9 protein-coding genes and 1 pseudogene are annotated in these 14,995 nt (G+C 67.8%); 5 read left to right on the top strand and 5 right to left on the bottom strand.

Annotated elements, in window-relative coordinates:
* Positions 1 to 19: 19 nt before the first annotated feature.
* Positions 20 to 1,213: a glycosyltransferase family 4 protein gene (locus W823_RS48060; protein ID WP_023960246.1), complete on the top strand. Its 1,194-nt coding sequence runs from the start codon at positions 20 to 22 to the stop codon at positions 1,211 to 1,213.
* Here W823_RS48060 and W823_RS48055 read toward each other — a convergent pair.
* From W823_RS48055 to W823_RS48045, 3 genes and pseudogenes are all read right to left on the bottom strand, one after another.
* Positions 1,203 to 1,669, bottom strand: a pseudogene (locus W823_RS48055) (nuclear transport factor 2 family protein). The gene W823_RS48060 and the pseudogene W823_RS48055 sit on opposite strands and share 11 nt — an antisense overlap.
* Before the next feature lie 3 nt (positions 1,670 to 1,672).
* Positions 1,673 to 3,394, bottom strand: coding sequence for a membrane protein (locus W823_RS48050; protein WP_023960244.1), 1,722 nt, complete (start codon positions 3,392 to 3,394; stop codon positions 1,673 to 1,675).
* 53 nt (positions 3,395 to 3,447) lie between these two features.
* Complete coding sequence (locus W823_RS48045; protein WP_200866395.1) at positions 3,448 to 4,803, bottom strand: PLP-dependent aminotransferase family protein; 1,356 nt, start codon at positions 4,801 to 4,803, stop codon at positions 3,448 to 3,450.
* On the opposite strand from W823_RS48045, the gene W823_RS48040 reads away from it, so the two are divergent.
* The 3 genes from W823_RS48040 to W823_RS48030 are packed head-to-tail and all read left to right on the top strand — an operon-like array spanning position 4,802 to position 8,011.
* Entirely contained in the window at positions 4,802 to 5,815 is a 1,014-nt protein-coding gene (locus W823_RS48040; protein WP_023960242.1) for a DMT family transporter, read from the top strand. The two genes, W823_RS48045 and W823_RS48040, sit on opposite strands and share 2 nt — an antisense overlap.
* A 22-nt stretch (positions 5,816 to 5,837) precedes the next feature.
* Positions 5,838 to 7,034: a polysaccharide biosynthesis protein gene (locus tag W823_RS48035; protein WP_023960240.1), complete on the top strand. Its 1,197-nt coding sequence runs from the start codon at positions 5,838 to 5,840 to the stop codon at positions 7,032 to 7,034.
* Positions 7,031 to 8,011: an LLM class F420-dependent oxidoreductase gene (locus W823_RS48030; protein ID WP_023960238.1), complete on the top strand. Its 981-nt coding sequence runs from the start codon at positions 7,031 to 7,033 to the stop codon at positions 8,009 to 8,011. The genes W823_RS48035 and W823_RS48030 overlap by 4 nt, the downstream gene beginning before the upstream one ends.
* Positions 8,012 to 8,032: 21 nt before the next feature.
* Here W823_RS48030 and W823_RS0129975 read toward each other — a convergent pair whose 3' ends face one another.
* Positions 8,033 to 9,538, bottom strand: a complete 1,506-nt coding sequence (locus W823_RS0129975; protein WP_023960236.1) for a DUF3068 domain-containing protein — start codon at positions 9,536 to 9,538, stop codon at positions 8,033 to 8,035.
* A 149-nt stretch (positions 9,539 to 9,687) separates the two neighbouring features.
* Here W823_RS0129975 and W823_RS57390 point away from each other — a divergent pair, with 149 nt between their 5' ends.
* Positions 9,688 to 10,899, top strand: coding sequence for an acyltransferase (locus W823_RS57390; protein ID WP_081729839.1), 1,212 nt, complete (start codon positions 9,688 to 9,690; stop codon positions 10,897 to 10,899).
* On the opposite strand, the gene W823_RS48025 is transcribed toward W823_RS57390, so the two are convergent.
* Positions 10,807 to 14,928, bottom strand: a complete 4,122-nt coding sequence (locus tag W823_RS48025) for an alpha-(1->3)-arabinofuranosyltransferase (protein WP_235189604.1) — start codon at positions 14,926 to 14,928, stop codon at positions 10,807 to 10,809. The genes W823_RS57390 and W823_RS48025 overlap by 93 nt on opposite strands.
* Positions 14,929 to 14,995 lie beyond the last annotated feature (67 nt).

Raw genomic sequence — 14,995 nt, 5'->3', positions numbered from 1 at the left:
GCCGCTACCCTGGCCAACAGTGAAAAACGAACAACCTGACAACGTCGCCAACGGTGAGCCCACCGCGCCCGTCCGCGAGGTGCTGTTGCTGTGCTGGCGCGACTCCGACCACCCGCAGGGTGGCGGCAGCGAACGCTACCTCGAGCGCATCGGGGCCGAACTCGTCCGCGACGGCGTGCGCGTGACCCTGCGGACGGCCGGCTACCCGGGGGCGGCGCGCACGGAGATCCGTGACGGCATCCGGGTCTCGCGCGGCGGTGGCCGGCTCAGCGTGTACCCGCGGGCGCTCGCGGCGATCGTCGCCGGCCGGCTCGGTCGTGGACCGATGGCCGGGCTCGATCCCGACGTGGTGATCGACACCCAGAACGGCATCCCCTTCTTCGCCCGGTGGGTGATGCGCGCGCCGGTGGTGGTTCTGGTGCATCACTGCCATCGCCGCCAATGGCCGGTCGCCGGCGCCGCGATGGGCCGGATCGGATGGTTCATCGAATCCCGCCTGTCACCGTGGGTGCATCGGGATTCGCAGTACCTGACCGTGTCGTTGCCGTCGGCCGAGGATCTCGTCTCGCTCGGTGTGGACGCCGGGCGGGTGTCGGTGGTGCGCGCAGGCACCGACCCGTCACCTCACGTCGATGTCGAGCCGGATCCTCGCCGGCTGGTGGTGCTCTCGCGTCTGGTGCCGCACAAGCAGATCGAACACGCGCTCGAGGTGATGGCCCGGCTCGCGTCCACCCATCCGGACGTGACGTTGGACGTGGTGGGCGACGGCTGGTGGTCGACCCGTCTTCGTGAGCGGGCGACCGAACTCGGTGTCGACCGGCGCGTGAGTTTCCACGGGCATGTGAGCGAATCCGACAAGCACCGCATCCTTGCCGGGTCGGCGCTGCATCTGATGCCGTCGCAGACCGAGGGGTGGGGACTTGCCGTTGTCGAGGCCGCCGGGCACGGTGTACCGACCATCGGGTATCGATCTTCTCGAGGGCTCACCGACTCCGTGGTCGACGGCGTGACCGGACTGCTCGTCGACGATCTCGACGAGTTGGTCTCGGCCACAGCGGAATTGCTTGATGAGCCGGCGCGATGCCGCGAACTCGGTGACAAGGCGCGAGAGCGGGCCGGTGACTATTCGTGGTCGGCGGCGGCTGCCCGGGTGAAATACGTCCTGGCCGAGACGGTCTCAGGGCAACGTGTGTCGGGCCTCGTCAGAGATTGAGTGCCGCACCGGGTTTCACCTTGAAACTCGGCAAGTCTTCGAGTGACACCGTGGCCTCGTAGGTGCGGTCGTAGCCGGTCGCGCTGATCTTCCACCCGTCTGCCGTCCGGATGTAGCGGTCGTTGTAGAACGCCGCTCCGAAGAGCATGAAGTTGAAGTCCGCGACGATGACCCGGTCCTGCAGGTACCACCGGCCCGTGGCCTCGTCGCCGTCGACGGTGATCTCCGGGTGGTCTACTCGATGCTCGGTCAGCACCGCTGCCCCGAGCGACGACTTCATGAAGTTCACGAGCTCGGCTCGGGTGGTGAACGACAGACCGTCGCCGTAGTCGCCGGTGACGCCTTCGGCCAGGGTGGTCTCGAACTCCTCCCACGCTTGGTGTCCAAGGCGCGGAGATACCGGTATTTGACCTGTTTGATCGCTTCGATCTGTGTGAAGGTTTCGAGCTCGTCCACTGCCTAGAGCCTCTTTCGGTGCGCCGTTCGGTGGGGCCATTTCAGCACAGCTGCGAGTAATCCATTGGCGATCAGCACAATCCACACCAGATGGGCAACCCACAGTGCGCCGCGTTCGGCTGCGGACGGTTCGCCGATTGCACTGTGCAAACGATCGACGTCCACTCGGTAGACGCGCAGATCGGCACCGTCGAACGCGAGGTCGAGCTGGGCCAGGGTGCGCGGCGCCGCGTTGATGGCCGAATCGCCCTCGACGAGAACCCATCCGACTCCCAGTGCTGCGAGCGCCTGCGGTGACGATCCGGCAAGGAGTGCTTCCTCGGCGCGGGTGGCCCGTGAATCGGGTCGGTCGACACTGCGGCCGTCGACGATCAGCTCACCCGATTGCAGGACGTCGGCGCGCAGGAGTCTCGGGGCCGGATCCAGGGACACCGAATCGGCGAAGGCGTACCGGCGGTTGGTCCCCACCGGGAGCACGAGCACATCGCCATGTCCGGACGTGATGGTGTCGGCAACCACCTGCCAGTCGCCGGGGTAGTGGATCGGGGTGAGCGTATTGCCCACACCCCACGCGAGGTCGGGCAGTGGGGCGACGATCAGCGCGGAGGCGACGACGGCGGCAAACCCCTTCGGCACGTGTCGGCCGGCCGATTGGACGGCTGACGCGGCAGCCAGCGCGTATGCCGGAACCGCGAGGGCGATCCATTTCTGGGTGTCGCGCAGCAGACCGGTGCCGGGCACCGTATCGACCAGCCACTCCAGGATCGCCATGCCGAATGGCGTGGCCGCGAGGGCGACCAGGACAACCGAACCGACCGCAAGGCCGCCCGCTGCCCTGATCACCGGGTTGCGACGGCGGTGCCACAGTCCCGGGAGCCCGGCGAGGACAACAATCAGCAAGGCGGCGGTGGCCACCAGCGCCCACGGCGAGGTCCGGCTCTCGGGTACGGCGTCGGCGTTCCACACGCCACCGAGGCCCAGCAGCGAACAGGCCGTTCCGAGCCACGGCTCCGCGCGGGCCGCGAACAGCGCGACGGATCCGGGATCAGCCGTACTGGTGCCCGCACCCAGGAACGATGCGGTCAGCCACGGGAGGGACGACGCCGCCCAGAGCGTGGACGCGGTCAGCGCCATCCGCCAGTCTCGCCGGGCAAGCACCGGGATGACCAGACCGGCGAGCAGCACAAGTCCGGCGAGTAGCGAACCGGTCGGCGTGATCCCGGCGACGGCGAGCCAGCCCGTCAGCACCGACCAGCGAGCCCAGCCGCCACCGCGGCGGACGTCGACCGCGGCGATCAGGATCCATCCGAGCGCTGCGTAGCCGACGAGAAGACTCCACTGGCCCTGCAGAAGGCGTTCGGCCACATAGGGATTCCAGACCGCGATGACCGTGGCCGCCAGCATGCCCGGCGCCCCCGCCGCGGGCAGGACGCGCCGAGCCAATCGGCCGTACCCGACGCCGGCCAGCACGATGGCCGCGAAAGTCAGTGCCTTGACCACGATTCCACCGTCGATCACGCCGGAGCCGACGGCGATCAGCCAGTCCTGCGGCACGGCCCTCGGCGCAGAATCGGACAAGCCGAGTGCCGAGTCGGTGACAAAGGAGCGGGGAGTGGTGACCATGTCACGGATCAGCAGGTATCCCGGACCGAAGATGGGCCCGAGGATCGCCATCGACAGGGCGATGCTGGTCAGCCACAGGCTGAGCCAATGCCTGCGGGTCATGCATGGACCCTAACAAGCTCTAACGGAACACCTTCGCCAGTCGGGAGACGGCCTCACCGATGACGGGTACCGGCGTCTCCCCGAACGTCAGGCGCAGGTGGGAGTGGTCGGATTCGGCGGGAAACCATGGCGTTCCCTCGCCGACCATGACGCCCTCGGCGTGAGCGGCTGCCGCCACGTCCCGATCGTCGAGCCCGTCTGGGAGTCGCACCCACAGGTGCATGCCGCCACGGGGTACCGCGGCGACCTCGATCTGTGGGATCAACCGCCCCAGTGATCCCAGGAGGGCATCCCTGCGCTCTCCGAGTGCCCCGGCGCACCTGCCGGTTGTGCCGGGGCCACGCGGGAGAGTTGAGGAACTCGACGGCGGCCTCCTGGACGGGGCCGGCCACGTAGAAGTCGTCGAGCATCTTGGCCGCCCGCAGCCGCGCCAGTGCGGGTCCCCGAGCGCACAGTGCAGCGACCCGCATCCCGGGCCCGACGGGCTTGGTGAGCGAACGGATGTGCACCACATGGCCATTGGGATCCTGTGCCGTCAACGGTGGGGGCGGGTCACCGTCGATGCCGAGGTACCGCGCGTAATCGTCCTCGATCACGAACAGCGAATGCTGTTCGGCCAGTTCGATGATCTGCCTGCGGCGGTGCGCGGCCAGCGTCACCCCGCTCGGATTGGCGAACGCCGGCTGCACCACGAGCAGACGGCTGCCGGTGCGGCTGATCGCGTCGGCCAGCAGGTCGGTCCGGATTCCTTCGGAGTCCATCGGCACGGGAATGACCTCGGCGCCGTGACTGCGCACGATCGCGATGAGCCCCGTGTACGTGGGACTCTCGACGATCACGGATTCTCCTGGGCGGATCAGCGCGCGGACCGCCACCGACAGCGCGGTCTGCCCGCCGGCAGTCACGATCACCTCCGACGCGTGGATCCCGTCGATCTCGGATGCGAACCAGCGGCGCAGTTCCGGACTGCCCTCGATGGGGTAGCGGCCCCAGCTCCGGGAACGTTTGATCGCCCGGGTCATGGTGACGTCGAGTGCGGCATGAGGCAGCAGTTCGTCGTCGAGATACCCGCCTTTGAGCCGGACCACCTCGGACCCGGGCACACGCCACAGGTCGAGCGTGCGGGAGAGCTCGGGCGGCATCCGGGCGCCAAGTACCGATTCCTGCCACGAGGTGTCGGCAGGCGAGCGCGGTGGCGCCGCGGCTGCAACAAAGGATCCGGCACCCGGTCTGACGTCGACGAGGCCTTCGGTGGCGAGATCGCGCAGAACCCGCTGCACGGAGTTGGGCGAGACGCGGTGCTGCTCCTGCAGCGTCCGTACCGATGGGAGCCGGGTACCCGGCGTGCTCTGGGTGATCAGGGCACGCAGACTTTCGGTCAAGACCGATACTCCGCTATCGTTGTACATGAAGAACAACGATAACAGTTCGCGCTTTTCGGTGATAGCAGATAACGGACGTCGAAAGTCGTCCACTCACGCCGGCGTGCTGCTGGGTTGTCTCGGTGTCCTGGCCTTCAGTTTCTCGCTGCCGGCCAACAAACTCGCCGTCGCCGGAATCGATGCGGTGGGGGTCACGGTCTGGCGGGCGGCGCTGGCCGGGCTGCTCGCGCTGGCGTATCTGCGGATCGTCGGGGCGCAGCGTCCGGCCCCGCACGACCTCGCCGCATTGTTGTGTTCCGGTCTGGGTGTGGTCGTCGGTTTCCCGCTGTTCTCCTCGCTGGCGCTGGAGAGGATCGACTCGGCGACCGGTGCGGTGATCCTGGGACTGCTGCCGGCCATGACTGCCACATTCGCGGCGTTGCTGGGCGGAGAACGACTGCCGTGGCTCTTCTGGGCCGCGACCGGTGCCGGCGTGCTTGTCCTCTGTGCGTTCCTGGTCTCGACGAGTCCTGATGCGCTGTCCGGGTTCGCGCTGAGCTGGGGTCACCTGTGGATGGTGCTCGCGACGGTCAGTGCCGGGTTCGGATACGCGGTCGGCGGAACCCAGGCAAAACGGATCGGAGGAGCGCAGAGCATCTCGTGGTCGCTGGTGCTGCTGCTGCCGATATCGGTTCCGCTGTGCGTGCTCACCGCCGCGACGGGCTCGTTCTCGCTGACCGGCCCGGTGGTGATCGGGATGGTCTACATCACCGTCATCTCCCAATTCCTCGGGTTCTTCGCCTGGTACGGAGGGCTGGCCCGCGGTGGTATCGCCCGCGTGGGCCAGATCCAGCAGGTGCAGCCGCTGCTCACCATCGCGTGGTCGGCGCTGCTGCTGGGAGAACACCTCGACCGGTGGATCTACCCGGTCGGTGTGGTGCTGGGTCTGCTCGTGTGGATCGCGCAGCGTGCGCGGTTCCGCGAAGCCGCGCGCGCAGTCCCACCTGTGCCGGCGCCCGTCGCACCTGATGTGAACGAGCCTGTCTCCCTGCGCCGCTGATCGCTCCTGCGAGACTGAACCCATGGCGATGGGTGCGATGGCGGGAGTGGGTGGCGTGGCCGCCGGCACGATGGTCGCCAACATCTGCGCCTACCTCATCCACCTGCCGGCCACCCGATGGTTGTCGCCCGCGGAGTACGGCGAGTTCGCAGTGCTGCTCCAGGCCATGCTGGTGCTGGGTGTCCCGGCGCTGGCTCTGCAGGTCGTGATCGCCCGGGAGGTCGTACGAGGGCGTGCTGTCGCCGACCTGATCTCGATCACTCTGCGGACCACTGCTGCGGTGCTGGTGGCCGCGGTCGTCGCCGTACCGGTGGTGATGGCGGTGGCCGATACCGGCCTTGCGGCCACGATCGCAGCCTTCTCCACCGCGCCCCTGCTGGTTCTGATCGCTGCCGGTCAGGGCATATTGCAGGGCGGACAACGGTTTTCGGTGCTGTCGTGGGTGCTGGCGGGTGTGGGTATGGCCCGCACCGTTCCCGGCGTGATCGCGTTGGCGGTCGGCGCGGGCGCGGCCGGTGCCCTCACCGCAACCGCAGTCGGCGCAGCCATCGCCGCTGCCGTCATCTGGCTGATCGTGTTGGCGGACAAGCCTGCCGACAGTGCGATGTCTGACGGTTTGGCGCTGCGGCTCGTGCTGCACGCCTCGCAGGTGCAGCTTGTATTGATCGCACTGTCGTCGGTGGATCTGCTGGCCGCCCGGCCGGTCCTCGGCGAATACGACGCTGGGGTGTACGCGCTCGGGACGATCGCCACCAAGGCGGCGTTCTGGCTGCCGCAGGCGATCGGCGTGGTGCTGTACCCACAACTCGCAGACGTCGCGAAGACGGCCGGCGCCCTGCGTACCGCGGTCGGGTGGCTCACCGCCATCGCCGCGACCGTGGTGGTCGGTGCGGCGATCTGTGGGCCACTGGTTCCGGTGATCGCCGGGGAGGACTACCGGCCGGTCGCCCCGATCCTCTGGTTGTTCGCTCTCACCGGGAGCGCGCTGTCGGTGCTGCAAGTGGGCCTTCTGGCGGCCATCGCGCGCGACCGTACCTGGATCGGCCTGCTGAGCTGGACGGTGCTCGCCGTCGAGGTGGTGCTGGTGGTCAGCGTTGCACACAGCATCGTCGCGCTCGCGGTGATCGCTGCGAGCTGCGCGGTGGTCGGAACGGTGTCGACGCTGGTTGCGCTGAGCGTCACCCGGACGCAAGACCGCGGTCGTACTGTGGATGCATGAGCATCCGCCTCGGCTATCAGATCCCCAATTTCTCCTACCCCGGCACCACCGCAGAGCTGTTCCCCACGGTCATCGCGCAAGCGCAAGAAGCCGAAAGATCCGGTTTCGACACCGTTTTGGTGATGGATCACTTCTATCAACTGCCCGGCATCGGAGCTCCTGACGAGCCGATGCTCGAGGCCTACACCGCTCTGGGTGCCCTCGCCACGGCCACCTCGACGATCAACCTGTCGACGCTGGTCACCGGCAACACCTACCGCAATCCCGCGATGCTGGCCAAGACCATCACCACGCTCGACGTGGTCAGCGGGGGCCGGGCGATCCTCGGACTCGGTGCCGGATGGTTCGAACTCGAACACCACGAGATGGGTTACGAGTTCGGCACATTCACCGAACGCTTCGAACGACTCGAGGAAGCGTTGCAGATCATCGAACCGATGCTCCGCGGAGGCAAACCTGAGCTCGATGGCAAGTGGTACCAGGCGCACGGCACCCGCACCTCACCGCTGTTGCGCACCGACATCCCGATCATGCTCGGCGGAGGCGGCGAGAAGAAGACGTTCGGCCTCGCTGCCCGGTACGCCCAGCACCTCAACATCATCGCGGGGGTGGACGAGTTGCCTCGCAAGCTCGAGGCACTCGCGAAGCGATGCGAGGAAGCCGGCCGCGACCGGTCGACGATCCAGACCAGTTACCTGGCGTTTGTCATCCTCGACCCCGATGGCGACAAGGCCCGCGCTCAGGCGGCAGATCTGCTGAAGGCCAGGGGAATCGACCGCGCCACCGCGACCGATGAGGAGTGGGCGCAGGCGAACAGCAGGTTCTTCGTCGGTGCGCCCGACGAGGTCGCGGCACAGATCAAGGAACGCGTGATCGACGCCGGAGTGGACGGCGTCACCATCAACATGGTCACCAACGGGCACATCCCCGGGATGGTGGAACTCGCCGGAAAAGCGTTGTCCCCGTTGTTCGCCTAGGACCGAGGCCGGCCCGCCGGACTATTCGCCGGGCCGGCGCCAGGGTTCGTCGCGATTGCGGCGCAGTGGATCATCTTGTGACTGGGGCACATCGGATTGCTGCGGCGTGGTCCAGCCCGGGTCGCCCGTCTGCGGTTGCTGCGCCGAAGCGTCATCACCGATCCGTTGCTGATCCATGTACGGGTAGTGGTCGCCGACCTCGGCGAAACCGTCCCCGCGGTCGTCGCGCACAGCGGGGATCTGACGGGTCTGATCGGGATCGTAGGGCTGTTGCTCGTGCGAACCCATCGGTGCACCGGCGGCGGGATAGACGTTCCCGCGGTCGTCGCCCCGGTACTGCCCGATCAGATCGGTGCGCTGCTGCTCGTTCGGGTCGTACGGCGAATCTGTGGCCGGCGCAGGGGTTTTCGGTCCACCGCGCAGGAGCAACCACACGCCCGCAGCCAGCAGCAGGGCGCCGAGGATTCCGATCACGATGGGGATCCAGCGACCCCAGAGCTTGATCGGATCGTCGAGACTCTTGGCGTCACTGGCCAATTGCTCCTGGGTGCTCTGGTTGTACGAGAAGACGACGTCCAGTGCGGTCAGTTTGTAGTCGAGCATCTCCGGGGGGGAGTCCTCGCTGACGTTGAGCTTGAAGTACTGCTGGACGTGCTCACGCTCGTTGATGATCGTTCCGCTGACCGGATCGACGTACAGGTCGCGAGTGGTCTTCTGGATCAGCGAGGCAGGCAGCCGGTCGTTGTTCCGGGATCCCGGGAATCCCCCGTACCAGCCGGCAGGCTGGTCGATCGAGGTTCCGGCGAGCTGCTGGTCGTTGGCATCGGTCAGGGTGCTCAGATCCATCTCGGGGACCTCTTGGGTGAAGTGATAGGTCTTCACGCCCTGGATTTCCTGCTCGTCGACAAAGGTCAACGGGTTGGTGGTGCGAGTCGGCAGATCGAAGTAGAGGTAGCTGTCGTTCTTCTCGACGCCGAACGGGAACCGGTACTGCAGGCCCTTGCGGTCGGGGAGACTGACGCTGTTCTCGCCGGCGTCGACCTGCACCTCGCTCTGTCCGCCACCGCTGATCTGCGGCTCGGCGGTCTCGCGGTTGGTGGTGATGCGGTCACGGGTGGCGGTGAGCAGCGAGCTCATGCAACCGGAGTCGGCTCCGTCGGCGGGCGGGGTGACGGTTTCGTCGCCATCGGTGTACGAGTCGATGCGGACGGAGTTGCCTGCCTGGAAGGTGACCTTGTCGGCATCGGCCGGGTCGACCACGAGCACGCGTTGCTGATCGGTCAGGTGCGCGTCGGAGACCTCGGCGCGGGGGCCTTCCAGCGAGCATCGGTTGAAGATCTTCGCCGGCAGCGCATCGCTGCCCGAGACACCCTGCTGCGCTTGACTGTCCGAAACGCTGGTGATGTCGAGGTCCATCGGCGTCTTCTTCAACGTACCCACGTAATAGAGGGGTAGCGCGATGGCGGCCACCAGCAGCAGAGCCCCCAGGAAGATCGCGACTGGTCCGGCAAGGTCTCTGGCAGACATCCGAGGCCCTGTAGCCATACGTCGGTTCTCCTTCAGGTCTTCGATCGGTGCAGCTGGTGGTTTCTTGCGAGACTAACAGCCGAGGTCGGCTGGAACGGGCACGTCAGGACAGGGCGCAACACGATCGGCCACCGGTACATTGGCTGATCATGCGTCCGGATCAGCAGGCCAAGGGCTTCGTCCCCGCGCTCGAGGGAATGCGGGCGCTGGCGGCCATCGGTGTACTGACCACCCACGTCGCCTTCCAGACGGGTTCGGTGGGCGACGACGTACTCGGTGCGGTCTGGGGTCGCTTCGACATGGCGGTGGCCCTGTTCTTCGCGCTCTCCGGCTTCCTGCTGTGGCGGCCACATGCCGCGGCGGCCCATGATCCGACCGCCAGGGTCCCCGGCCTGGCCCGGTACCTGCGTCACCGCGTTCTCCGGATCTGGCCCGCATACGTGGTGGTCGTGGTGGTGGTGCTCAGCCTGCTCCCGGACGCGCGCCCCGCAAGCGCGACGGTGTGGCTGGCCAATCTCACCCTCACCCAGGTGTACGTCCCACTGACGCTGACGGCCGGATTGACGCAGATGTGGAGTCTGTCGGTCGAGGTCAGTTTTTATCTGCTGCTGCCGTTGTTCGCGTGGTTCCTGGTGTGGTTGCGCGGTCCGCGGGCACGGTGGCGGGTTCCCGTCCTGCTGTCGGTGGCGGTGGTCTGTCTGGCGTGGGCGTGGGTGGCCGAACAGCTCCCGCTCGCACAGGGTGTCGAGGCCAAGAACTGGCTTCCGGGTCATATGCCGTGGTTCATCGCCGGTCTGGTGCTCGCCGAACTGGTTGTCGCACCGGCACCTGGGGTGTTGAGCCGGGTCGGGTCGCGCCCGATCGTCATGGCCGTGGTCGCGGCCGGGGCGTTCGCCCTCTCGTGCACCGAGCTCGCCGGGCCCACCGGCCTGGCCCCACTGGCCCCGTGGCAGTTCGCCGTCAAGATCGTCCTCGGCGCGGTGCTGGGATTCGCGCTGCTCGGCCCGTTGGTGCTCGGTGAGCCGCGACCGCACCGCATCCTCGATTCCGGGCCGATGCAGGCCCTCGGCCGGTGGTCCTACTCGATCTTCATCTGGCATCTGGTGGTGCTGGCGGCGGTGTTCCCTCTGGCGGGGGTCCTCCCGTTCACCGGGTCGATGCCTGCCGTGTGGGCCCTGACCGTCCTCCTCACGATCGGCATCTCGGCTGCAAGCTATTCATGGGTCGAAGATCCCGCGCGGCGGTGGCTGCGTCGGTGGGAAGCCAGATCAGGTATGGCGGCGGACCCGGAGCCGAATCAGCCACCGCGGCACGGCGATGGCGTTCCACGCCAGGATCACCAAGGCCAGCACAGCCGGTAGCTGAACCCACCAGTCCCAGCCGTTGTACCCCAGCGACGACCGCCAAGGTCCCGCGGCGAGGCCGAACGTCGCGGCCATCATCAGCGCGGCCACCCACGCGGGTGCACTCCGTCGTATGCGCAGCCGTGGGCGGTTGATGATCGCGGCGGTGTTCGCGGTCGCGACCGCGGCGGCGATCGCGAACCCGATCGGCCCGGTCAGCAGGAACACGGCGGCGCCCAAGAACAACGGACCCGCCAGAGTTGCCCGCAACGGGCGTGAAACCGGCAGCGAGACAGGTGTTGTGGATCGGTGGGGCCAGAGCGTCATCGCGAACAACAGCACCACCAGGGCGAGCCCGACACCGATCGACCACCGGTACGGACGGTCGAGAGGGAAGGTGAGGTCGATCGTGCCGGCGAACCCGGCGGGGATGATCCAGCCCTGCTGCCAACCGCCCACCACGATGGGCGTCAGTTTGCGGCCGTCCGCGTGTGCCTGCCGGCCGACGTTCTCGCTCTCGGGCACGATGAGCACCCGTTCCTCGGCTGATGATCCGACGGTAATGCTGCGATCGATCGCCTCCCATTTCTGGACGGAAACCGGTGTCGGGATGGCACGTGGTGTGGGACCGGCGGTGAGGCTCACCCCTGCGACGCTGAACGCATCGCCGGGGTTGACCATCAGTTCCTGCTCACCCGCGGGCAGCGTGATCCGGTCGGAGCCGCACGCGGTGGCCCGGATGGGCTCGCCGGAACGCAGCTGCTGAACCGTCCCCGACAGCGAGAAGCGCTGCGCCACACCGGCGATCGTGAGACCCGGACCCTGATCGCAGCTCACGTCGATCCGTCGGTTCGGGTCGGCGACGAGCTGCCGATCCCCGAGGACACCGATCTCCGAGATGCCGGTGGGCGACACCTCGGCGAACCCGAGGCTGTTCACGTCCAGCAATTCGTCCTTCTCCAGCACGGTGATCGTGATCGCGGAGGTGACATGTGGATCGAGTTCGATGGTGCCATCGGCGGGGATGTCACGGACCTGCCTGCCGTTGCCCAGGTCGATGGCCAGACGTTGCGGCCGTGCCGGGAACTGACCCGGTGGCACAGTGATTCGTATTCCATCGACCTCGCGTGGGGTCGGGAGGGTGAGTCGCAAGGTGGGTCGTTCGGCCGCCGGGCCGTTGTCCCTGGCGATCCAGGTGGTCGTCGGGTCACCGTCGACCGCGGCCGTGGCGTTGCCCCGCGGATCGGTCACGGCCGATTCCGCGGAGGCGCCGATCGAGCCGAGCCCGGACAGCAAGGCGTTGAGTGCGTCCGACGGATTGGCGGTGACCGTGACCGAGGTGTCCACCGACGTTGTGGTCGGTACCGAGAGCACCCGACCGAACACCCCTGGTTCCTCGGCCGCCAGACCCAGCCCCGCCGAGCAGCGGGTGGCGTCGGGCCCGGGAACGCAGGCCGCGCGAGCGGGCAGTTCCGGTCCGAGAACCCAGCCCGAGACCTGTTGTCCGGCAACCAACTGCGGCAACACCACCCGGTGCCGGATGGGGAGATCGCGGGCAGCAGCCGCGTCGCGCAGGGTCACCTCGGAGATCGCGAACTGATTGCCGCCGGTATTGTCCTGGGTCGCGATGGCCCGGATCTGAACCCACCGGGTGGGTCCGCTCGGCGGCACCACCGTGGCAGGTGTGCCGGCCTTGACCCCGGTGGCGACCGTACTACCGGCTTCGGTGGTGATGAGCAGGGTGTCCACCTCCGGGCCGAGTGCCTTGCCGACGGTGATGTCGAGGGCCAGGCGCTCGCGGGGATGGGTGAAGTCGAGCTGCAGATACTGCCCCACCGCAGAGTCGAGACCACGGCTGACCCAGGCGGTGTTGGTGTCGCCGTCGAATGCCGCGGCGGGAGAGCTGCCCGGAGCGCTCTGCCCCAGTTGTGTTGCATCCGAGGCTGATCCGGACGCGCTGACGTTGAGTTCGCCGGGCTGCCCGTCGAGTAGCCACTCGCCGTGCACCAAGGGCTGGCCGGTCACCGGGTAGTCGGGGACGGCGTTCTGGGTCAGGCGCCGGTCCTGTGGGGTCCGGATGGCCGAGCTGTGGTTGTCCACGCGCCCGAAGTCGACTTCCCGATCGGTGGGGGTGTCGGTGACCACCACGGGTCCGTCGGCGAGACCCGCTCGGCGGGCATCGGATTCGAGCAGGGCCGGACCGAGAGGCGGTTGCCCGGCGAGCGCGGCGTTGTCCTGCAGTGTTGCAAGGGCTTCGGGACCGCCGGCCACCCGAGGCATCGACGACAGCGGAACAGTCGCAGGCCGGGTCCCTGGGAAAGACACCGGCGATTCGACCGCAAAGATCTGCACCGCAGGCATTTTCGGACGCAGACCGTCGTCTGCGACCACATCCTCGATGGTGTTCGGTCCGACGTCCGGCCCGAACCGCGCGACCGGCACCATTCCCGGCGATGCCGCGACAGCGTGTTGTGCGAGCAGCGGCCGTGCCGAACGGGAGGTGGACGGATCGAGGTCGGCCCGCACCACCACGTAGGCGATGCCCTGCCCGGCAAGGGTCGCGGCCAGCCCGGGCGACGGCCTGCCGTCGGCGATGGCCCGCTGCACCGAGTCCAGGGCGCGGATGGCGCCGGGAGGGGTGAGCGGGATGGCATCACGCACGGCCCACGGCTGTTCGGTGAGTACCTGCATCGGCTCGTCACGGGTCAGGCCCCAGGTCTGATTCGCAAACGGCGACCCCGGGACCACCAGTGCGCGCCGATCCTCGTCGGCGCCGTGGTCATCGAGCCAGGTCGCCGCATCTTTCCAGTACGACGGGATCGCGCGATAGCTCGCGGGCGCCGCCAGCCCGGCGGTCCACACCATCGATCCCGCGGCCAGCAAGGCAACCACCACGACCACTGCGGCCGCCACCGGTCGCGACCGTTCCGGGTGGGCGAACACCCGACCGGTCTCGCGCCAGCCGACGATGTCCGGCGTCGGCACCCGGGCCAGCAGTTGGGCGATACCCAGGGCCAGCGGGATACGGATCAGCGGGTCCCATTTGTGCACGTTGCGCAGTGGCGCGCCGGCACCGTCGAGGAACACCCTCACCGACTCGGAAATCGGTGAACCGAGCTGCCCGGGATAGCCGAGGCAGATGGCGAGCAGGCCGACGAATGCGATGGTGATCAACCGGCCGCGACCCGGCATCGACCGCATCGCGAGCCCGGCCAATCCGGCGGCGGCGAGCAGACCGGTGGCGAGGACCGCGTACGGCTGCGTCGCCAGGCCGGCGCCCGCGACCCGCTCCGGCGAGACAAATGGTGTCCAGGCGCTTGTGCCCCGGAGGACTTCGGTGAGCGACACCCATTCGGTTGTCACCCTTGATGATTCGATGAAGTCGAGGAACGGGGGGCTGACGCGCGACAGGATCAGTAGTGGCACCAGCCACCACAGACAGGCCAGGACGGAACCCAGCAGCCACCAGCCGCCGAACCGGAGCCAACGGGCAGCCGGACCACGCAGGGGTGCGTGCAGCAGCCACCACAACACGGCGACGGATGCCGCGGCCAGCGTGGCGACAGCGTTCACCGCACCCATCAGTGCCAGTGCGCATGCCGATTGAAAGGCGAGGCGCCGCAAGGAGTTCGTCGGCTGTGCGCGGTTCAATGCGATCACCACCGGCGCGAGCACCCAGGGCGCCAACATCACCGGCAGTGTCTCCGACGAGATGGATCCGATGGTGGTCATCACCCGTGGGCTCAGGACGAACACCAGGGCGGCACAGATGCGCGACCACCGCGATCCCACCCCGAGGGCGTCGGCGAGACGCATGAAGCCCACGAAACCGACCCATAAAAGCAATGCCCACCACAGGCGCTGGATCACCCAGGGCGGTATCGCGAGGAGATCGCCCAGCGCGAAGAATGCACCGTGCGGGAAGAAGTACCCGTAGGCCTGGTTCTGCACCTGGCCGAGCGGGGCGATCGACGACCAAAGGTGGGCCGCGCGTCCGAGGAAGGCGAGGGGGTCGCCGGTCAGATCGAGCTTGGTGTCGGCAGCGATCAGGCCGGGGGATTGAACGAATGACGCCAGCAGCGCCCACAGAGCTGCAAAAAGCAGTCCCCGTTTG

This window comes from Williamsia sp. D3 (assembly GCF_000506245.1).
In the GTDB taxonomy this organism is placed as follows: domain Bacteria; phylum Actinomycetota; class Actinomycetes; order Mycobacteriales; family Mycobacteriaceae; genus Williamsia; species Williamsia muralis.
Note: the sequence above shows the minus strand (reverse complement) of the source record. Positions and strands in the feature narration are given on the sequence as shown.

Excerpts from the sequence above, each read along its gene's own strand:
- W823_RS57390 (WP_081729839.1), top strand. The coding sequence starts at position 9,688 with ATGCGTCCGGATCAGCAGGCCAAGGGCTTCGTCCCCGCGCTCGAGGGA.
- W823_RS48050 (WP_023960244.1), bottom strand. The coding sequence starts at position 3,394 with ATGACCCGCAGGCATTGGCTCAGCCTGTGGCTGACCAGCATCGCCCTG.
- W823_RS48040 (WP_023960242.1), top strand. The coding sequence starts at position 4,802 with ATGAAGAACAACGATAACAGTTCGCGCTTTTCGGTGATAGCAGATAAC.
- W823_RS48035 (WP_023960240.1), top strand. The coding sequence starts at position 5,838 with ATGGCGATGGGTGCGATGGCGGGAGTGGGTGGCGTGGCCGCCGGCACG.
- W823_RS48045 (WP_200866395.1), bottom strand. The coding sequence starts at position 4,803 with ATGTACAACGATAGCGGAGTATCGGTCTTGACCGAAAGTCTGCGTGCC.
- W823_RS48030 (WP_023960238.1), top strand. The coding sequence starts at position 7,031 with ATGAGCATCCGCCTCGGCTATCAGATCCCCAATTTCTCCTACCCCGGC.
- W823_RS0129975 (WP_023960236.1), bottom strand. The coding sequence starts at position 9,538 with ATGTCTGCCAGAGACCTTGCCGGACCAGTCGCGATCTTCCTGGGGGCT.